17 protein-coding genes are annotated in these 18820 nt (G+C 61.9%); 10 read left to right on the forward strand and 7 right to left on the reverse strand.

From position 1 onward, the window contains the following. Positions 1-222 precede the first annotated feature (222 nt). On the forward strand, positions 223-1035 hold the full coding sequence (locus V7066_RS23070; RefSeq protein WP_334185308.1) for a TetR/AcrR family transcriptional regulator: 813 nt from the start codon (positions 223-225) through the stop codon (positions 1033-1035). A gap of 43 nt (positions 1036-1078) precedes the next feature. Next, complete coding sequence (locus tag V7066_RS23075) at positions 1079-2125, forward strand: NAD-dependent epimerase/dehydratase family protein (protein WP_334185309.1); 1047 nt, start codon at positions 1079-1081, stop codon at positions 2123-2125. On the opposite strand, the gene V7066_RS23080 is transcribed toward V7066_RS23075, so the two are convergent. Then, on the reverse strand, positions 2113-2511 hold the full coding sequence (locus tag V7066_RS23080) for a MerR family transcriptional regulator (protein ID WP_334185310.1): 399 nt from the start codon (positions 2509-2511) through the stop codon (positions 2113-2115). The two genes, V7066_RS23075 and V7066_RS23080, sit on opposite strands and share 13 nt — an antisense overlap. Positions 2512-2580: 69 nt before the next feature. Between V7066_RS23080 and V7066_RS23085 the strand changes: the two genes are divergently transcribed. Beyond that, positions 2581-3561, forward strand: a complete 981-nt coding sequence (locus tag V7066_RS23085) for an aldo/keto reductase (RefSeq protein WP_334185311.1) — start codon at positions 2581-2583, stop codon at positions 3559-3561. 118 nt (positions 3562-3679) lie between these two features. Here V7066_RS23085 and V7066_RS23090 read toward each other — a convergent pair whose 3' ends face one another. Further along, on the reverse strand, positions 3680-4192 hold the full coding sequence (locus V7066_RS23090) for a GNAT family N-acetyltransferase (protein WP_334185312.1): 513 nt from the start codon (positions 4190-4192) through the stop codon (positions 3680-3682). A 462-nt stretch (positions 4193-4654) separates the two neighbouring features. Between V7066_RS23090 and V7066_RS23095 the strand changes: the two genes are divergently transcribed. The 3 genes from V7066_RS23095 (at position 4655) to V7066_RS23105 (ending at position 7258) form a co-directional block, all read left to right on the forward strand. After that, the gene (locus tag V7066_RS23095; protein ID WP_334185313.1) at positions 4655-4987 is read left to right on the forward strand and encodes a carboxymuconolactone decarboxylase family protein; all 333 of its coding nucleotides are present in this window, start codon (positions 4655-4657) and stop codon (positions 4985-4987) included. Positions 4988-5045: 58 nt separating this feature from the next. Continuing rightward, on the forward strand, positions 5046-6626 hold the full coding sequence (locus tag V7066_RS23100) for an aldehyde dehydrogenase (NADP(+)) (protein WP_334185314.1): 1581 nt from the start codon (positions 5046-5048) through the stop codon (positions 6624-6626). Between the two features lie 83 nt (positions 6627-6709). Beyond that, the gene (locus V7066_RS23105; protein ID WP_334185315.1) at positions 6710-7258 is read left to right on the forward strand and encodes a hypothetical protein; all 549 of its coding nucleotides are present in this window, start codon (positions 6710-6712) and stop codon (positions 7256-7258) included. A gap of 298 nt (positions 7259-7556) precedes the next feature. Here the strand turns inward: V7066_RS23105 and V7066_RS23110 are convergent, their stop codons facing one another. The 4 genes from V7066_RS23110 to V7066_RS23125 form a co-directional block, all read right to left on the reverse strand. After that, on the reverse strand, positions 7557-8462 hold the full coding sequence (locus V7066_RS23110; RefSeq protein WP_334185316.1) for an AraC family transcriptional regulator: 906 nt from the start codon (positions 8460-8462) through the stop codon (positions 7557-7559). A 44-nt stretch (positions 8463-8506) separates the two neighbouring features. Continuing rightward, positions 8507-9685 carry a sensor histidine kinase gene (locus tag V7066_RS23115; RefSeq protein ID WP_334185317.1) on the reverse strand — a complete coding sequence of 393 codons (1179 nt, stop codon included), beginning with the start codon at positions 9683-9685 and terminating at the stop codon, positions 8507-8509. Between the two features lie 193 nt (positions 9686-9878). Then, positions 9879-10085, reverse strand: coding sequence for a hypothetical protein (locus V7066_RS23120; protein WP_334185318.1), 207 nt, complete (start codon positions 10083-10085; stop codon positions 9879-9881). A 69-nt stretch (positions 10086-10154) separates the two neighbouring features. Beyond that, entirely contained in the window at positions 10155-10790 is a 636-nt protein-coding gene (locus V7066_RS23125) for a hypothetical protein (protein WP_334185319.1), read from the reverse strand. Positions 10791-12071: 1281 nt separating this feature from the next. On the opposite strand from V7066_RS23125, the gene V7066_RS23130 reads away from it, so the two are divergent. The 4 genes from V7066_RS23130 to V7066_RS23145 all read left to right on the forward strand — a co-directional run bounded on the left by V7066_RS23130 (position 12072) and on the right by V7066_RS23145 (position 18506). Further along, positions 12072-12644 carry an RNA polymerase sigma factor gene (locus V7066_RS23130; protein ID WP_334185320.1) on the forward strand — a complete coding sequence of 191 codons (573 nt, stop codon included), beginning with the start codon at positions 12072-12074 and terminating at the stop codon, positions 12642-12644. Further along, the gene (locus tag V7066_RS23135) at positions 12637-13608 is read left to right on the forward strand and encodes a FecR family protein (RefSeq protein ID WP_334185321.1); all 972 of its coding nucleotides are present in this window, start codon (positions 12637-12639) and stop codon (positions 13606-13608) included. The genes V7066_RS23130 and V7066_RS23135 overlap by 8 nt, the downstream gene beginning before the upstream one ends. 108 nt (positions 13609-13716) lie before the next feature. Beyond that, positions 13717-16302: a TonB-dependent receptor gene (locus tag V7066_RS23140; RefSeq protein WP_334185322.1), complete on the forward strand. Its 2586-nt coding sequence runs from the start codon at positions 13717-13719 to the stop codon at positions 16300-16302. 176 nt (positions 16303-16478) lie between these two features. Continuing rightward, positions 16479-18506: an Atxe2 family lasso peptide isopeptidase gene (locus tag V7066_RS23145; RefSeq protein ID WP_334185323.1), complete on the forward strand. Its 2028-nt coding sequence runs from the start codon at positions 16479-16481 to the stop codon at positions 18504-18506. A gap of 53 nt (positions 18507-18559) precedes the next feature. Here the strand turns inward: V7066_RS23145 and V7066_RS23150 are convergent, their stop codons facing one another. Then, positions 18560-18691: a benenodin family lasso peptide gene (locus tag V7066_RS23150; protein ID WP_334185324.1), complete on the reverse strand. Its 132-nt coding sequence runs from the start codon at positions 18689-18691 to the stop codon at positions 18560-18562. Between the last annotated feature and the right edge of the window lie 129 nt (positions 18692-18820).

Consider the following 18820-nt stretch of genomic DNA (forward strand, 5'->3'; position numbering starts at 1 on the left):
GCATCGACGGGCGCGCCAAATCTATTTGCGACTGACGCTGGCTCGATCCCGGCTACTCGCTACACGATTGTCGCGTCCGATCCCAAGGCCCCACTCCACCGTAGGTTGGCCGTTAGGAGAGCGTCCGGTTCAAAGTCGGGTTTTGAGGACAGCAGCCGCTCACATGGGTGTGGCTGCCGATCAATTTACGCCACTTTTCCGAAGCAGCAGGAATGTCGACCCATGCTGAAACTGGTCATCATCGGGGCGATCAGTGATCAAGCAGGTCCGCACCCGTTCCCTCCACCTGTCTCGGGTGAAAGATCTGAGCTGGGCATGCCGTACGATCGTTCTCCGTTTAAACGCTTCTGGTCATTTCGGGAACGAGAAGTTCACTGTTCGGGCCAAAGAGACAAGCTGTTCTCGCGTGCGGATCGACGGGTTGACGGCCGTCAGTCGTCCATTTATATCCATCCGGTCAGATATAAATGGACGACGCCAATGGGCCGCAAGAAGAGTATCGATCAGAACCGCATCCTTGATGCGGCCGAAGTCGTCGTTTCCAGGGTGGGGGCGGCGCGCCTGACGTTGGACGGCGTCGCTCAGGAGGCGGGGATCAGCAAGGGCAGCGTGATCTATGACTATGGCACCAAGCAGGCCCTGATAGAGGTCATGGTCGAACGCGCGGTCGTGCGTGACAATGCCTTCAACCAGGCAGCCGCAGAATCCTTCGAAGGCAGTGAAAATGCGACGCTGATGGGCAGGATATCCGCAGCGAGCCATCCTTTTCCCGACGAGTTCCGCGCGGTCGCGCTGAACATCTGCGCGGCACTGGCCCAGGACCGCTCGCTGCGCGCCGCCATCCAGAAGAACCAGACCGCCGTGATCGACCGTATTCGCGAGGAAGCGGGGCCGGCCAGAGGTCCGATGCTCGCCTATCTCGCGCTCGAAGGCCTCAAGTTGCTCGAAACCCTCGATTACCACCAATGGTCCGACGAAGAGCGCGAAGCGCTGCTCGACGATATCCGCTGGCTCGCATCCGGCCCTCCGGGCTGATCGTGCCGGGCCTTTGCCCGTAACCTACAAGGCAGAAAATCCCATGAACGACTATCAAGCCATCGGAGGCGAACGCGCCTCCGATCCAGAACTACTGTCTCCGCTCTTCCTGACCGGGGGCAGCGGCTATCTCGGGCGGAACCTGATCCGTCATTTCGTCGCCAAGGGCTTCGAGGTTGTCGCCCTCGTTCGCTCGCAGAAGTCCGCCGATGTGGTCCGCGCGCTTGGCGCAAGGCCCATTGTCGCGCAGCTTTCCAGTCCGGCCGTGGCCGAGGCCATGAAAGGGTGTCGCTCGCTGGTCCACGCTGCGGCCCATACGAGCCACGGTCCCGAGACGCCCGAGCATGTCCAGGTCAATGTCGAGGGAACCCGCGCCATATTTGCCATGGCCCGGCAGGCAGGTGTGCGGCGGGCGGCGCACGTCAGCACGGAATCGGTTCTTCTGGACGGCCGGGCTCTGGTCAACGTCGATGAGAACCGGGCGATGCCTTCGCGCTTTCCCGGCGCCTACTCGCGTACCAAGGCCGAGGCGGAGCGGATCGTACGCGCGCAGAGCGGCAATGGCTTCGAGGCTGTCATCGTACGGCCGCGCTTCGTCTGGGGGCGCGACGATACGACCGCCTTGCCGATCCTGACACAAGCCGCGCGTTCGGGGCAGATGGCATGGATCAACGGCGGTGAATACCTGACGTCAGCCACGCATGTCGCCAATGCCTGTCATGGCATCGAACTGGCGCTGCTGAAGGGCCGGGCGGGCGAGGCTTACTTCATCACCGATGGTGAACCCTCGACATTCCGCAGCTTTGTTTCCCGCTTGCTGGAAACGCAGGGGATCGTTCCCCCCGAAAAGGCGGTGCCATCCTGGCTGGTCGGCACCGTAGCCCGTGTGGGTGAGTTTGCGGCACGGCTTTCCGGGGGCCGGATCGGGCCTCCGGTCACCCGGCAGGATCTGGCGACGATGGCCGTGGAAGTGACCCTAGACATCACCAGGGCCAAACGCGATCTCGGATATGTCCCGGTAGTTTCAGTGGAAGAAGGCATGGCGGAACTGAAGCGCCTCGCTTCCGCCGGCGGAGATCAGCAGAAATAGGCGTTGGGCTGGGGGGCTGTGCCGGGCTGGCCTGCTTCCATCCATTCCAGCTTGCCCTTGAGGAACGCCAGTGCGGCATCGAGTTCGCGTTGGCGTTCCTCAAGCCTGACGATCTGCTTGCGCAGGACTTCCCCGGTCCGCTCCGGCGACCCGGCATCCCGGCGGTATTCCTCTGCGAGCGCGCCGATCTCTGCGAGCGAATAGCCGAGGGACTGTTGCAGCCGGATCATTTGCGCAGCGGTGACGTCGTCCGCGCTGAACACGTGATAGGGATTTGCTCCGCCTTTCCTTGCACTGCGCTCGGGCTTCAGGAGGCCTTTGGCGATGTAGAACCGCACTGTGTCGACCGAAAGTCCGGCCGTCTTGGCGAACTGCGAAATCAGCATGAAAGAGCCTTGACCATGGACCATACTCCACACTTATAGGTCCTGCCTGTCAATATCCGGAGTTGTTCAATGACTGGCATAAATCGTCTTCCTCAGATCGCATTCGGCAATGGCGGCCCAACCATCGGCATTCAGGGCCTGGGCTGCATGGGCATGAGTGAATTCTACGGCGATACCGATGAAACCGAATCCCGCGCCGCGCTGGAGTTCGCGCTCGAACTGGGTGTCACGATGTTCGACACTGCGGATGTCTACGGCATGGGCGAGAACGAGCGCTTCCTTGCGCCCTTCATTCAGGCGAACCGGGACCGGGCGGTGATCGCCACCAAGTTCGGCTATGCCCGGACGCCTGAGACCCCGGACGACTGGAGCCTCGACAATCGCCCCGAATTCATCCGCCAGGCAGCCGAGAACTCGCTACAGCGGCTCGGCATCGAGGTGATCGATCTCTATTACATGCATCGTCGCAGCACCGATGTGCCGCTCGCGGAATCGATCGGCGCGATGGCCGATCTCGTCGCCGAGGGCAAAGTGCGCGCTCTGGGCCTCTCTGCGGTCAGCGCAGAGGACCTGCGCGAAGCGCATGCTGTGCACCCGATCGCCGCGCTTCAGTCGGAGTGGTCGATCTTCACGCGCGATATCGAGGCCGAAATCGTGCCTGCCGCGGTGGATTTGGGCGTGACGGTCGTGCCCTATTCGCCGCTCGGGCGAGGGATGCTGACGGGCCAAGCCTTTGCCGAAAATCTCAGTGCCGGCGACGCACGATCCTATTTTCCGCGCTTCTCTGCCGAAAACCGGGAGGCAAACATGCGCCTCGTCGCCAAGATTGAAGAGATCGCTGCAGGGCAGGGCGCCACGTCGGCGCAAGTCGCGATCGCCTGGCTCTATGCCAAAGCCAGGGAGCTGGGCGCGGCGGTCTCGCCGATCCCCGGAACGCGCAATCGTTCGCGTCTTCAGCAGAATGTGGCCGCAGCCTCGATGAAGCTTGAGATCGCGGCTATGGCGGAACTGGAACCGCTCGCACGCAGTGTCGCAGGAATTGCCATCTGATCAAACGTCCGGCGAGCGTCCGGCGAGTTGGTCCTGCAGGACCGGCTCGCCGTTCGGCAATCGACGGAACTATGCAGACAGGCCCCTCTCGAGTTTGCGGTTTGAAGAGATGGTCGCCTCAGGAACCGGAACGCTCGTATTTTGCGACGTGGGCTTCCCGGTAAACGGCTGTCCCATATTGCTGGAAGCCGAGGCGGCCGGCAAGTTTTGTCGACGCTGCATTCGCAACATCGATGATGCAGACCGTACGGTTTGAGCCATGTTCATGGTCAAACCATCCGAGCAAAGCCGCCATCGCCTCCAATGCATAGCCCTTGCCATGCGACGCGCCCGCGAAGAGCCATGCGGCTTCAGGGCTGCCGTCGAAATCCGGGCCAAGCCCGCGCCGGAAATCGGCAAGGCCGACTTCACCGATGAAGGTGCCGCTTGCCCGTTCGAACACCGCAAACATGCCGTATCCGAGCAGGCTCCAGTGACCGGCGTAACGCAGGAGCCTGTGCCATGCCTCTTCGCGCGATGTCGGAAGCCCGCGAATGAATTCGTGTACTACAGGATCGCGGGCAAGCTCGAAAATGTGATCGAGGTCTTCGATCGAATGGGGGCGTAAAATCAGGCGTTCGGTCGCGAGCATCGAGAAATCCGTTGGAGTTTGTCTATCGGACGGCATGGAGCTGCCTTATTCCGTTCGGTAATTAGGCCATTATCGCGAGTGCCTACATGCACAACCGGGACGGCGAAGTTCATCTTCGCCGTCCCGATGATACATCAGATCATTCGCGCAGAAGGGAAACTTTGGCACGCCCTCTGGCCACCAGATCAAGTGGCCATTTGAATGTCCGCTTCCAGGCGCCGAAGGGCCGCTGTAGATGACTGTTATGGGCGCGTAGCTGTTGGACCAGTTCTGCTCGCTCCGTCGAGGAGCTCTGGTCGTGAAAGAACGGACAGGCAGGAGCAACCTGTGCCGAGGCGGCAAATCATTAAACCATCGTTTGCCTGTTAGACGCCGTTCCAGTGTCGATATTGGTGACGCAGCGGCGCGAACAGATACTCTCGCCAATCCGCTGCTCACCGATTGTGATGCGGAGTTACGAAAATGGCAGGCACGGAGATGAAGAGCCCTCGCGAAGCGGCCCGGGCATTCACACCCCAACTCACCGGCTATGTCGAAGACCCACTTTTCTCCAAGGTGTGGGAAGAGAAGGGGCTCAGCAAGCGCGATCGCAGTCTGGTCACGGTGGCTGCCCTTGTCGCACTGCACGCCGTCGAGGAGATGCCTGCCCATCTTCGCCGCGGAATCGAGAATGGCGTCACCAAGCAGGAATTCAGCGAACTGATCACGCACCTCGCGTTCTACGCGGGTTTTCCTGCAGCCATCTCCGCCTCGGTGCGCGCGGCCGAAACCCTCGGGCCGCTCGACGTCGCCTGAGACGAGCGATGACTTCCCTCTTTCATCATTGCGACACGCGAACCTTGTGGAGCTCAACATGCAAGTAACTGGCAAGATGCTGATCGGCCAATCGTCGGTGCGTGGCACCGCCGGGCAGATCCGTGCTTTCAACCCCGTCCTCAATGCCGAGATCGAACCGGTCTTCTACGGCGGCGGCGCTGGGGAGGTGGATCGCGCGTGCGGCCTGGCGGCTGAGGCCTTCCCCGCCTACCGCAACCTTTCGCCGGCTGCACGCGCAGCATTCATGCGCACCGCAGCGGACAATATCGAGGCGCTCGGCGATGTCCTCTACGACCGCCTGACTCTCGAGACGGGCCTGCCCAAAGCCCGGGCCGAGGGCGAGACGGCTCGCACAGTTGCGCAGTTTCGCATGTTCGCGGACCTCACGGAGGAGGGCCGCTGGCGGTGTGCGACTATCGATACCGCCGATGCGCAGCGCAAGCCCACCCCGCGTCTCGATCAGAGAATGCAGAAGATCGGGATCGGACCGGTGGCGGTCTTCGGCTCGAGCAACTTCCCGATGCTCTACTCGGTCGCTGGCGGCGACACCGCTTCTGCGCTTGCGGCCGGCTGCCCGGTCGTCGTCAAGGCTCACGGCTCGCACATGGGCGTTTCTGAGCTGGTAGGACGGGCAATCCAGAAAGCTGTCGCCCACCATGGTCTGCCCGAAGGCGTGTTCTCGCTCCTGATCGGTGCGGGCAACGAACTGGGCGAGGCTCTGGTCGACCATCATCTGATCCAGGCCGTGGGCTTCACCGGCTCGCAGGGCGGCGGCATGGCGCTGGTGCGCCGAGGCCTGGCCCGACCGCAGCCGATCCCGGTCTTTGCCGAGATGACGAGCATCAATCCGACCTTCCTGCTGCCGTCGGCCCAAGCGAGCCGTGCAGCGGAATTCGCGACGAGGTTCACTCAGCAGATGACGGCTGGCGTAGGGCAGATGTGCCTGAAGCCGGGCATGATCCTGGCTCTCGACGGCGCAAGTTACGACGTGCTGCGCAAGACGCTGAGCGCGGAAATCTCGAAGTCTCCAGCCGCGACCATGTTGAGCCCAGGCATTCTCGCCAATTACAACCGCGAGGTCGCCAACGAGATCAGCAGCGACAAGGTTAAGGTTCTGGTGGGGGGAAGTACCCCTTCGAAGCCCGGTGAGGGGCAGAGCCATATCCTCGAAATCGATGCGTCGGACCTGCTCGACGACATGGACCTCGCCTCGGAAATGTTTGGTCCCTCGGCAATGCTCGTGCGCTGCACCGATTTTCGCCAGATGCTGGAGTTTGCGGCGCGCATGAGCGGCCAGCTCACCGCAACCCTGCAGATCGACGAGCCGGACATGGATCTTGCTCGTGAGTTGATCCCGATCCTCGAGACGCGGACCAACCGGATCATTGCGAACAGCTTCTCGAACATGGTCGAGATCTCGCACGCGACCATTCATGGCGGTCCGTTCCCGGCCACCAGCGATCCCCGCTTCACTTCGGTAGGCACGACGGCGATCGACCGCTTCCTGCGCCCGATCTCGTACCAGAACCTGCCTGCAACCCTGCTCCCCGATCCCATCCAGGACGGCAACCCGCAAGGTCTGTGGCGCCTCGTGGACGGCAAACCGACCCGGGACTGATCCCTTGAGGCCGAACCCGGCCAACTCACAATTCATTACCCCCAGATCACTCCACCCAGCACCCTCTCAGAAAGGAAATACCCATGAAGGTTCTTACCGATACCATCCTGTCGAAGTCCGCATTCAGCGCCGATATCGATGTTCCGATCGAGAAGATCGATATCGCCGACTGGCTGTTCAACCTCGCCGAGGCCGAGTATCAGCGCTGCTGCCCGCCCGATCACATCGCGGCCGGATCGACCGTGACCGATGATGGTCGCCGCATGTCGATCAATGTCGAGATGATCGGCACCGGCCTTGTCGTCCAGCACTACGTCGCCGAGGAAGCAGGCCCGACGTACTGCCGCATGAACTCGATCTCCGACGTCTTCACCGCGAATGGCCGCACCCAGGTCAACGTGATCTGGGAACTGAAGGCAGAGGCGATCGAAGGTGGGCGCACCCGCTACACCAACAGCGTGACGGCCCATCCGACCGACGCCTTCATGGCCTTCATCGCCGAGCACGGCGTGAGCTACGAAGATGCAGCGGCTGCGCGGCAGTCTGCCGGCGGCGATCACAACAAACGCGAGACCCCGCTCTTCGCGGCAAGCATCGCGCGCAAGGCGCTTGGTCAGCCGAACCCGGCCTGATCTCCCCCATCGCTAGGGGGCGACGGGACTGATCGCCCGCGCCGTCGACCCTTGGCTGGGCGGCCCGGCATGTATCGAGGGACACCGCGGAGCATCGCCACCGAGGCGCATCGAACCGTGCTCGAAACATCAGGCGGACGGCCAGAGGCACTTCCCGAGAGGGCAGTGTTTCTGGCCGTTTTGTCATTCCGGTGGAGGGTACATGCATCCAGATGCCGGGCGCTTGCCCTGACCTACAGACCCTGGTCGGCGGAGGGCCAGGCAGCGCATCTCGTCAATGCACGCGACATTGAAGGTTTCAGGAGGTGTTTCTGCGTCTCCACGCGGCCGGAGGTTCACCGTTTTCCCTGGCGAACACCTTGGACAGATGACTTTGATCGGCGAAACCGCAGGCGGCCGCGATTTCAGCGATTGGGAGATCGGTCTCGAGCAACAATTTCCGTGCTCGCTCGACGCGGCGCTGCAGCAGCCATTGGTATGGCGCGACCCCCGTCGAGGCTCGGAAAGCCCGGGCGAAGTGACTGGTAGAAAGGCCGCATTCCGCAGCTAGGACGGGCAGGGCAATCCCAGTCGCCATGTTGCTTTCTATGAATTCCTTGGCCCGGTGCTCCTGCCAGGGTGCGAGACCCCCACCCGACGATGAGCGCAGCGAGATGAGATCGCCATAGTTTCGGGATAGATGGGCGGTAAGTGCCAGTCCGACGTGATCGACAAACAATTGGTTTAGCTCGGCGCCCGCACTGAGGGAGGGAAGCAGGGCCTGCACCAGGCCAACGATGACGGGGTCGCTGGTCGCCGCCCCCGGCGTATAGCGCAACCCCTGCAAGGTTGATCGCCGATCGTCCTCGATCGATGCGTTGAGAAGGGTGCGCGGAATGTGGAAGTTCACGCAATCAAATGAGGACAGCAGCTCAGCCTGCCATTCTTCCCGATAATCGTAGAGCATCATTTCGCCGACGGCCTGCCGATTGAAGGCAAGCTTGCGGCCATGAAGGTAAATGTCCCCGGTATAGTCGCGCAGCTGAACCCCAAGCTGAAACGCATCCTCCAGAAGATGCGGTGCGGTGAGCCCCGCATTTGGCTTGCCGGACTGCAGACGCGTAACGCCAAGAACCCCGCCCCCAATGCCGTTAATGGTTATCGAGCGCGACTCAAGAGATGGGATGAAGCTGTGATCTCGGTTGGAGGATGAGGATTGATCCATTCAGCTTCCCTGCCTGCACGGCTCGCGCGCGACGACAAAACACATCACTGAAGCCTGCCGCTCGCTGCGTTGTGCCGCCAGCCCTTCACGGGTTCCGTTGCCTCGATAGCACCATCGGCAGGCAGCGAGAAATTGAATGTCGTACCGGATTTCCGGGATTCAGAAACCCAGATCTCCCCTCCATGAGCCTCCACGATGGTGCGGCATACGGCCAGTCCTACTCCGATGCTGCCAGGCTTTGTCGTGAATAGCGGCTCGAAGATGCGATCGATGAATTCGGCAGCGATGCCGGCGCCGTCGTCCTCGATCGAGACCATCACCTCCGCGCTCTCTCTGACACGGGCAGAAACCCTAATCGATGACCGAACTTCCGCGTCGTCATGAGCTTCGATCGCGTTCAAAATAAGGTTGAGCAGTACCTGCTCTATCTGCACACGATCTGCGGTCACATTTGGAAGGTCGTCTGCTACGTCAACGATGACGCCCGATCCCCGTGCCGTGAGCTCTCCTTCCAACCGCGGCAAAATGGATTGAAAAACATCCTTCAGGATCAGGGTTTCAAGCTGGCTTTCCCGGCTATCGGCGTATTCCCGAGCCTGACGGATCATATCTGCGGAACGGGACGCCGCAACGACCATGCGGTTGATGTCCGCGGCCAACTCGGGGCATTCCTGCGCACTCTTGTCCAGCCAGTTAAGCGCGGCGTGCCCGCTGAAAAGGATGCTGGTCAGCGGCTGGCTGACAGCATCAGTCAGACTGCGAGCCAGATGGACCATATTCATGGCACGTGAAGCATGCTCCAGATGGCGGCGAGCCGCCTGCAGATCTGCCTCCTCACGCCGCTGTTGGGTAATATCCGTCGCGCTCATCACGACCGTGCCGGAGTTCACCCCGGCGATCGGAAAGGAGAGCGCGATATGGAAACAGCGCAATTCTCCCGCGATATCAAGCCTGATGCCATCCACGAAGCATTGCTCGCCCGCCTGAAATGCCTGGATTGCTCGCGCGACAATCGCATGATCGAGTGGGAGCGCGTATCCAGCATCATCGGCCATGCCCGCATGGGCAAATTGCTCCATCAACCTGCGCGCGCGCTCATTGCTCGACACCAGACCAGTCGACGGGAGCGGGCGGTACAAGACCGAAACTGGATCGCCTGGAGGGGTAGCCAGAAGGAAATTCTGATCGAACTCCCATATCGCGCTACCGATGCGATCAAACATGGCCCTTGCCACCACGTTGGCAGTCTATAGGTCCAACCCGCGCAGTGAGCGTCGGTGGCTGACGAAAGAGCTGGAGAACGGGCACGAGGCTTTCCCTAAGGGTTATGAGCCCTTAGCTATCTTCCGGCCAGCAACGTTTTGTCTTGAACGATCCTGCGGTTCTGGAAGGATACGATCGCGCCGCCAGTGGCACTCAATTCGCCCCGATGAAATGAAGCAGCTCATCGGGGTCCACTGGCTTGGCGAAGAACGCATCGGCGCCGGCAGACAGAGCCTTTTGGCCGTTTTTGGCCATAGCCAAAAACGGGACCCGTTGATCATCCCGCGTTTTGAGGTTGGCGGCTAACGCCCGCTTATTCCTATCAAAGTAAACTTGGTCAGGGGTTCGGATGGCGGTCATGAGAACGTATATCTGGGTCCGTTCTTTTATTCGCCGATCTCTTATTGCAAACGGTTATTACAAACTCGCTCAGGAAGGCCTGATCCCAGCCAGCATGACGCCGCCGAATGCTCCGCCCAGGCCGCCGACCGCGACGAGGTGATAGGCAGGCTCTTGCATTGCCAGCGACAGCACGATAACCGCCAGCGACAGCGCGACGATCGCCGCTCCCACCGCACGTCCACACCAACCGCCATGGAAACGCGCTTCTCCGGCCCTGGAGGCGCCGGCCGTTAGACTTGTCTGCCAAAGTCGCAGCCCGGTCCGGAATTCGTCGTGGAGCCGGCTGCGCGCGGGAGCATCCTGAGCGACGATGACCAGCGTCGGTCCTTTCCTGCGACCGAGCCTCAGATAGTCCTCCGCGCTCCATCCGGATATTGCTGCGAACGAGACCGGCCCCCGACGCGCGAACTGCAGCCCCTGCGAACCGATCGTCAAACTGTCGCGGGTCGGAAAGCCGAGGCCTGCGATCATCGGCGGGACAACGATACCCAAGAGCGCCAGGCCAATGGCGCCAAACACCAAATGGTACTGATAAACCGCGAAGATTCCCATGAAAATGCCCAATGAAAAACCCAGCGGAACGGCAAGCTGATGCCACCGCGTATAGACGCGCACCGGGTGACTTGTTTCGGAATTCCGTTTTTCTACCATACCTTGGCTCATATCTTCTCCCGACCGCCGCCAACCGTCATCGACACTGCGGGATTCAAGCTTGCAAACATTTCATGGCATTACAATCCGCAGCAGGAACCGTGGTCGTGACCGAACGTGGCGGAGCATTCTGTAGGCCGATGGGGGGCAGGCGGAGGCAATGCAAGGTCTTGATGCATGCCAACACTGAACCTGGCGCGGCTCATGTTTATCTTGCTAGTGTGACCAACTCGACCGCGAGCCCGCAATACTCAAAGAGAGCTCATCCCCCCTATTCTGATGATGGCCGCTCCCTTTGCTAGCCCCCAAAAACTGAAACGGAAATCTACCACACGGCAAAGCTTCACAGGCCTCGGAGAAAGGCTCGTTCCTTGATCAACTTCGCGCGCCGCGTACTCGCCTAAAGGAGCAGCTCTGGCGCGACCGGGTCCCTTCGGCCAGTCGCCTCCGCCAGCATGTTGAATGCCGTCCTCGAAGCGCAATACGCGGCGACGGCTACTGCCCAAGTTTCCATGCGTGCATTTAGGGCCTTTTCGAGGCGACACTGCTCATCACCGCGATCCGATCGACATCGGCCTTGCAAACCAGTGGTGCGTTGATGGCCTCAACGCGTCGGAAGCCGTTCTGAAAGTTGGCGTCCAGGATGAAACCATCAAGCTCGATGCGTACCGCGCCGAGTCTTGTGATGGCGGCCCCAGGTCGATGGTTTTGGCGATGCGAGTTCCCATTTCTCCGGCCCTCCATGGTTTGAGTATGGCAGTGGTTCGCCCGTGTTGCGACGGCGGCGACACACTGGTCCCGAATTGCAACGTCGATCGTGAGGCAGCGTCTTGCATAAATCATAAATAGCATCGACGTTTCGATGGCGCTTTCCCCTACGAAATTTTTTGCTTCAATCGATTATTTTATGGTGGTTGGCTTTATAGAACGATCTATAGCGCGAAGTTGCGACCGGAAAAGCAATCCAATTTGAGATGCAGCAATCGTTGATTGTGCTTTATGTGACAAAGATGTAATTTCATTCTTGAATTATTTGTCATTTCCAATATTCTTCACGTGCATCGTACTGGGTGCGATGCCGAGGCGTGAGAACCTTGCAAGCAGACAGAATTCGTCCCGCACAGGGATGAGACCGGGTAGCCTACGCTATGTCCAAGCCGCGTTTGCGGCCAAAGGCATTGGCGCATGCGCTTGTATGTTCTCAATACCCGGTCCTGCCGGCTCCGCCTCGCCAGTCGAGCGGAGCCGGTAGATGCTTTCAATGCAGCGAATTGCACACGCTGAGTGGCCCAAATGCGGTTGAATCTCGGCATTTCGCGCGTTCCCCTTGACGATGATGATCCGGTGCCACCTCAGCACGACCTTCTGGCTGCTTCGAGTGGAGTGCTTGAACGTATGTACCGGGAAGAGCGACCGGGATTGCTTCGGTTCGTGCTGCGAAAATCGCGGCGCGAGGACGCGGAAGATGTGGTTCAACAGATTTTCGCGCGGTTTGCGGCTCGCGGCAGGGTGGAGCCGCTTGAAAACCCCGCTGCTTATCTTCGCCAGTCGGCGATCAATCTGATGCGTGACAACGCTCGTGCGGTCAGACGCAATCCGGTGTCGGAGATCCTGGGGGAGGAGATCCTCGAGCTTCCCGGCCTCGATCAGGAGGCGAGGCTTGAAGCGCGAGATCGGCTCGCCCGGGTCGAGGCGGCGGTAAGCAAACTCAAGCCTCTGACGCGGCAGATCTTTCTCGCGCGCAGGGTTTACGGCTATAGTCTTTCGGAAATAGCGGAACAGACGGGTCTCAGCATCAAGGGGGTCGAGCGGCAGATGAGCATTGCCATCAAGAAGCTTGGACGGCACTTGCGCAGCCATGACTGATGATCGGCTTCCTCTGCAGCTCCTGAATCAAGCGCGTGGCTGGCTCGAAAGGCGCCAGGCCGGAGAGGATGGCGTTGAAGCCAGGCTTGCGGCGTGGCTGGCAGCCGATGCTCGCCACCGTCAGGCCTTCGCGCATGCGGAGCTCGTCTGGTCGGAAACCGGAATACTGCAAAAAGGTGACGCCGGCTTTGACGGCGTACTCATGCAGGCTCCGTTCTACCAACGGCGCAGCACACATGTCGGTCTGGCTGTGGCTGCGGCGATCGCCTTGGCAGGCTTTGCGTCGATATGGATTGCCGGGGAAACCGTTTTTCCCGAATGGATCGCACCGGCCCGGGCGGCGACTTATGAGACGAAGATCGGCGAAATCCGGACGTTTCGATTGGCGGATGCGAGCATGATCACGCTGGATACCGACACCCGCGTTGCGGTGACGCTGTCCGGTGGCAATCGTCAGATTGCGCTCTCGCGCGGGAGGATCCGGCTGGAGGGAGCTGTTGGCTCAGCGCCCGCGAAGGTCCTGGGCGGCGCGCAGGCGGTGACCGTCAGCGGCGGCGCCTTCGATGCTGCGCTCGCCGGGAAAGTGCTGCGGATCGGCGCGCCCGTGCGTGGAATAGAATTGAGCGGCACCGGGACGGAAACGGCTTCGCCCCGCGAGGTGCCTTCGGGCTCGCAAGTCGAGATCGGAGCCAAGCCGGGAGCGCGCCGGATAGCGCGTCAGGATGTCGAGTGGATATCCGGCATGCTCGCGCTCGACGGTACTCGCCTCGATGAGGCGGTTCACGCGATCAACCGCTACAATACCGTAAAAGTCCGATTGTCCGGAGAGGCGCTCGGCGGCTTGAAGATGGCCGGAGCGTTCCGGGCGACCGACCCGCAAGGTTTCGCGGAGGCGGCCGGCAAAACCCTGAACCTGCGGATAGCAAAGCGAAGCGCTGCGGAAATCGTGCTCTCGGCAAAATAGGCAGAAGCAGCTCTCGAAAATTCTGAAAAAAGTCGTGGGGCAGTTTCAGGCCCCGCAGTCTTCCCCTCTGAACCCGCCATCATTTCGGTTCAGGTGGAAAGACAAAAAATGAGAGAGAGTGCTTACTGCGTGACGCTGGGGCTGGCGTCCGTTTCCTTGATTGCCATTTCGAGCTGCCCGGCGGTTGCCATGGCGCAGCAAACTGCCGAGCTAACCATTGATCTTCCAGAGCAGCGCCTCGCGGACTCGCTTCGGGCTCTTGCGCTGCTTTCGGGCCGTACGATCCTTGCGGATGAGGCGAGCCTTGCGGAGAGCCGCGCTCCCGCTCTGCGCGGAACCTATACGCTTGCCGAAGCTCTCGGGATGCTGCTCGCCGGCAGCGGTCTTGCCGCCGTGCCTAGCGGAGACGGCTATTCGGTGGGGCGGTCGGAAACCGGTGCCGGGACTTCGGGCGACGATACGGTAACTCCGGAAAACGAGAACACGGCGATCACGGTTACCGGCACCCGTATCAGGGGCGCGCCGGTGACCTCGCCGGTCATTGCCGTCACCACCGACCAGATGCTGAACGAGGGCAAGGTCGATCTAGGCGATGTCGTGCGCAGCATTCCGCAATCGTTCGGAGGGGGGCAAAACCCCGGCGTGGGTTCGAACGTCCCGTCCGCCAGCGGCGTGGACGTCGGCGGGGCCTCCACGGTCAATCTGCGTGGTCTTGGCAGCGATGCCACGCTTACCCTCATCAACGGCCACCGCCTCGCCTACAACGGTTCGCGGCAGGGCGTCGACATTTCGGCCCTGCCGGCGGCGATGGTCGAGCGGATCGAGATCGTCGCCGACGGGGCCTCGGCGCTCTACGGCTCCGACGCGGTTGCGGGCGTCGCCAACATCATCCTGCGCCGCGACTATGAGGGGCTGCTGACCTCGGCGAATCTGGGCGCGGCGACGCAAGGCGGGAACTTCCGCCAGCAATACGGTCTGACTGCGGGCCGGCGTTGGGGTTCTGGCGGCTTCGTCGGCTCCTACGAGTTCGCCAGGAACACGGACATCCTGACCGGCGACCGCAGTTTCGCCGCATCACGGCCGGGTAATACGCTGATTCCGGCGCAGAAGCGCAACGCCTTTGCCGGCGCCGCGCATCAGGACGTCACCGGCTCGCTCAGCTTCGAGGTCGACGGCCTGTTCAACAACCGGGACAGCGTGCTGCTCCAGCCCAACAACATGGCCGGTAACCTCGCGATCAGCCGGACCGAAAAGGTCTCGCAGAGCAAGTCGTTTTCGATCGCGCCTTCGCTGAAGCTCAGCCTCCCGAGCGGCTGGCGCCTCGCGCTGTCGGGGGTCTACGGCACCGAAGACGTCCATCTCTGGAGCGACAGTTATCTGGGTGAGACCAAGACCGGCACGATCGCGCTTTGCTACTGCAACAAGGGAAGCTCGGCGGAACTGGCGGCCGACGGTCCGCTGTTCGCGCTTCCCGGCGGGCTTGCCCGGATCGCGATGGGACTTGGCTACCGCTACAACCAGCTGTTCATCGATCGGGGCGAGGGGGCACCCCTGACCGGCCGCTATTCGCAGGACAGCTATTACGGCTATGGCGAACTGAGCCTCCCGGTCATTTCACCCGATCAGAAAATCGCGGGGATCGATCGGCTGAACTTCAGCGGCGCGCTGCGGTTCGAGCGCTACCCGGGTGTCGGCAATGTCGTGACGCCGAAACTGGGCGTGATCTATGCCCCGATCCCGGACCTGGCGATCAAGGGAAACTGGGGCAAGTCGTTCCGGGCGCCGACGCTCTACCAGCAGTACCTGACGCAGAGCCAGCTCTACTACAACGCGACCTCGCTTGGCGGCACGAGCGGAACCGCGCTGATGCTCACGGGCGGCAACCCGAACCTGAAACCCGAGAGGGCGACGAGCTGGACGGCAACGCTGGAGTACAAGCCCCATCAGGTGCCGGGGCTCGGCATCCAGGTCGGCTATTTCTCGACGCAGTACCAGGACAGGATCGTCACGCCGATCACCTACTTCTCTCAGGCGCTGAGCAATCCGCTCTACGCGCCCTATGTCGAATGGAACCCGAGCCTGGCAACCATTGCCGCGACCGTCGCCAATGCCGCGACGTTCTACAATGCCACGGGCCTGCCTTTCGATGCCTCCAAGGTCGTGGCGATTGCCGATAACACGTCGGTGAATGCGGGCAACCAGCGGATCCGGGGCGTCGACGTCCTGGCCGATTACCAGCTCGATCTCGGACAAACGGCCGGATCGCTCGCGCTCTCGCTGAATGCCAGCTACCTGCACAGCACCCAGACGCTGATTGCGGGGGCGGCGCCGACGCGTCTCGCGGGCAGCCTGTTCAATCCGCCGCACTGGCGTGGCCGCGCAAGCGCGACCTGGAGCCTTGACGGTTTCTCGCTGAACGCGACCGTGAGCCGGACGGGCGGGGTCGAAGATGCCCGGACGGTCAACCCGGTCGCGATCGGCGGCCAGACGCTGGTCGATCTCACGATGCGCTACGCCTTCCAGCAGGGCCGCGGCCCGCTTCGGGGGCTCGTGTTGACGATGACCATGCAGAACGTGCTCAACGACAAACCCCGGACGATTGCCACGACGACGATCTACGATACCGCGTTCGACACGACGAACTATTCCGGGATCGGCCGCTATATCGGCCTTGGAATTACCAAGGCATGGTAAGCCTTCTCTTTCCGCGTGGCTTGCACGGGTCCGGACCGCTCAGGACGTTGCTTCTGGCGGGCGTTGCCCTTGTTCCTCAAGTCGCTTTCCCCTCGGCCGCTCACGCGAATTGCGAGGATCTCTTGCCTGCTTCCAGCGTGCGAGGGGCAGTCCAAGACACGACATCGCGCGCCGGCGTGCCGGCGCGGAAGGGCCTGCGGCCGGTTACCAGCGATGACCTCGTGCGGCTACGCGACCTGGGCCCCGCCGACGGTTCGGAAACGGCCAAGCCGAGCCCGCTTGCCGTCTCGCCGACCGGGAAGGAAGTAGCCTTCGTGCTCAGCCGTGCCGATCCCGCCGGCAATCGCTACTGCCGCGCGCTTGTCGTGGTTGCGCTCGCGGGAGGGGCTCCGCCCAGGATTGTCGGCAGCGGCGGCGACTACATGTTCGACGCCTTTCCGATGTACGGGCGCATGCTGCGAAATGGCTTCACCGCCGTCGTTACCCCCCAGTGGTCTCCCGATGGGCGGTCGATCGCCTACTTGCGGCGGGACGACGACCGGGAAGCCGGCAAGGTGCAGGTATGGCTTGCGCGAAGTGACGGAGGCGGTGCCCGCCCGGTCACGCACTCGCCGGTCGACGTGGAAGCTGCGGTCTGGAGCGAGGATGGAGCACGGCTCGTCTATTCCTCTCGCCCGGCTGCTGCCGAGGTGGAGCGCGCCGTCGCGCGAGAGGGCTTGGCCGGCTGGCTTTACGACGAGAGATCCGTGCCGACCGGCGGGCCGGTTCCGCAAGCGCCGGTGCAGCCGATCGAGACGATGTCGATCGCACCCGACGGCAGCGATACCAGACGGGCCGATGCCGGCGAGATGGCCCGGCTCGAAGCTGTCGATGCGTCAGACCACGCCTCGAAGGCAATCCGTTCTGACGGCTCTGTCGCTTCGGCCGCGCTCGTTGACGGCCATGTCTATGCACCGCGCCGTATAACGGTCGCCTCGGCGGGATCATATTCCTCGCAGCAGCCGTCGGTGAACTGTGAAGACCCCGTCTGTACCGGTACCTTTAACGGAGTGTGGTGGGGCACGGGCGGCAGAGAGGTGCTGTTCCTCCGGCGCGAAGGCTGGAACAAGGAAATCACCGCGCTCTATCGCTGGTCCGGGAAAACCGGCCAATCGCCGGTCTCGATCCTCAAGACGCGCGATGTTCTGCTGGGCTGCGTGCCCGCAGCGGCGGATTTGCTCTGCACGCGCGAGAACGCGACCACTCCCCGGCATATAGCGCGCGTAGATACCGGCAATGGACGGATCACCGGCATCTACGATCCCAATCCTGAGTTTCGCTGCCTGGCGCTGGGCAAAGTCGAACGCATTCGCTGGCGCAATGATCTCGGCCTCGAGACTTGGGGCGATCTTGTCCTGCCGCCTGGGTATCGACAGGGCAAGCCGCTGCCGATGGTGGTCGTCCAGTACCGCAGCCGGGGCTTTCTGCGCGGCGGTACCGGCGACGAGTATCCGATCCATGCCCTGGCAGCAAAAGGGATCGCAGTGCTGAGTATCGAGCGCCCCGCGTCGGTCGCGACCTTGCATCCCGAGATCCGTACCGGTGAGGAATTTCTCAAGGTAATGACCCGGGATTGGGCGGAGCGGCGGAGCATGCAATCGGCCATCGAGACCGGTGTGCGGATGGTCGTCGATCGCGGCATCGCCGATCCGGCGCGCCTCGGCATCACCGGGCTCAGCGACGGTGCCTCGTCGGCGCGCTGGGCGCTGCTGAATTCGGACCTGTTCAAGGTGGCCGCGATCAGCACCTGCTGCGTCGACGAAAACGCGCTCATCTACAACGGCCTGGCGGTCGAAAAGCAATTCGAGGAAATGGGTTACCCGCCGCCGGGCGGCGAGGATCGCGCGTTCTGGCAACCTTACTCGCTGGCACGCAATGCGAGGAGGGTGGATCGGCCGTTGCTGATGCAGCTTGCCGACGACGAATACCTTGGGGCGCTCAACACTTTCGCCGTATTGAGGTCGGCGAAACGCCCGGTTGAGATGTTCGTGTTTCCAGATGAGCATCACAACAAGTGGCAGCCCGTGCACCGGGCTGCGGTCTATGCGCGCAATCTCGATTGGTTCGCATTCTGGCTACAAGACAGGCGTGATCCCGTGCCGTCAAAGAAAGCACAGTACGCGCGCTGGGAGGCGATGCGCGATCACCCTCGGGCAAGTCCCTGATCCGAGGGTGAGGAACCGCGGCCGCCTTGCCGTTCGGCGGCCGCGGTTCGCATTCAGTCGTCGGTGAGGCCGGCCGGATTGCCGCCGAGAACTTCGTCGAGCGGCATGGGGCCGCCGCCCTGCGTCACAGCGCTCGCGGCACCCAGTTCGATGAGTTCTTCGAGGCTCCGGTTTTCATGGGTCATTTTCATGCTCCTCATTCGCGCTGCCAGAAGCGGCAGCACGACCGAGGTTATGGTCACGCGGCGGATATCCGAACTATATAGCGATTTGATCTCGCGAATATCAAATCCTGACGATGCCGGGTACCGGCG

This window comes from Novosphingobium sp. (assembly GCF_036820275.1).
Lineage (GTDB): Bacteria > Pseudomonadota > Alphaproteobacteria > Sphingomonadales > Sphingomonadaceae > Novosphingobium.

Coding starts and splice junctions, on each gene's coding strand:
- V7066_RS23070 (WP_334185308.1), top strand. CDS start 223: ATGCTGAAACTGGTCATCATCGGGGCGATCAGTGATCAAGCAGGTCCG.
- V7066_RS23075 (WP_334185309.1), top strand. CDS start 1,079: ATGAACGACTATCAAGCCATCGGAGGCGAACGCGCCTCCGATCCAGAA.
- V7066_RS23080 (WP_334185310.1), bottom strand. CDS start 2,511: ATGCTGATTTCGCAGTTCGCCAAGACGGCCGGACTTTCGGTCGACACA.
- V7066_RS23085 (WP_334185311.1), top strand. CDS start 2,581: ATGACTGGCATAAATCGTCTTCCTCAGATCGCATTCGGCAATGGCGGC.
- V7066_RS23090 (WP_334185312.1), bottom strand. CDS start 4,192: ATGCTCGCGACCGAACGCCTGATTTTACGCCCCCATTCGATCGAAGAC.
- V7066_RS23095 (WP_334185313.1), top strand. CDS start 4,655: ATGGCAGGCACGGAGATGAAGAGCCCTCGCGAAGCGGCCCGGGCATTC.
- V7066_RS23100 (WP_334185314.1), top strand. CDS start 5,046: ATGCAAGTAACTGGCAAGATGCTGATCGGCCAATCGTCGGTGCGTGGC.
- V7066_RS23105 (WP_334185315.1), top strand. CDS start 6,710: ATGAAGGTTCTTACCGATACCATCCTGTCGAAGTCCGCATTCAGCGCC.
- V7066_RS23110 (WP_334185316.1), bottom strand. CDS start 8,462: ATGGATCAATCCTCATCCTCCAACCGAGATCACAGCTTCATCCCATCT.
- V7066_RS23115 (WP_334185317.1), bottom strand. CDS start 9,685: ATGTTTGATCGCATCGGTAGCGCGATATGGGAGTTCGATCAGAATTTC.
- V7066_RS23120 (WP_334185318.1), bottom strand. CDS start 10,085: ATGACCGCCATCCGAACCCCTGACCAAGTTTACTTTGATAGGAATAAG.
- V7066_RS23125 (WP_334185319.1), bottom strand. CDS start 10,790: ATGAGCCAAGGTATGGTAGAAAAACGGAATTCCGAAACAAGTCACCCG.
- V7066_RS23130 (WP_334185320.1), top strand. CDS start 12,072: ATGCGGTTGAATCTCGGCATTTCGCGCGTTCCCCTTGACGATGATGAT.
- V7066_RS23135 (WP_334185321.1), top strand. CDS start 12,637: ATGACTGATGATCGGCTTCCTCTGCAGCTCCTGAATCAAGCGCGTGGC.
- V7066_RS23140 (WP_334185322.1), top strand. CDS start 13,717: ATGAGAGAGAGTGCTTACTGCGTGACGCTGGGGCTGGCGTCCGTTTCC.
- V7066_RS23150 (WP_334185324.1), bottom strand. CDS start 18,691: ATGACCCATGAAAACCGGAGCCTCGAAGAACTCATCGAACTGGGTGCC.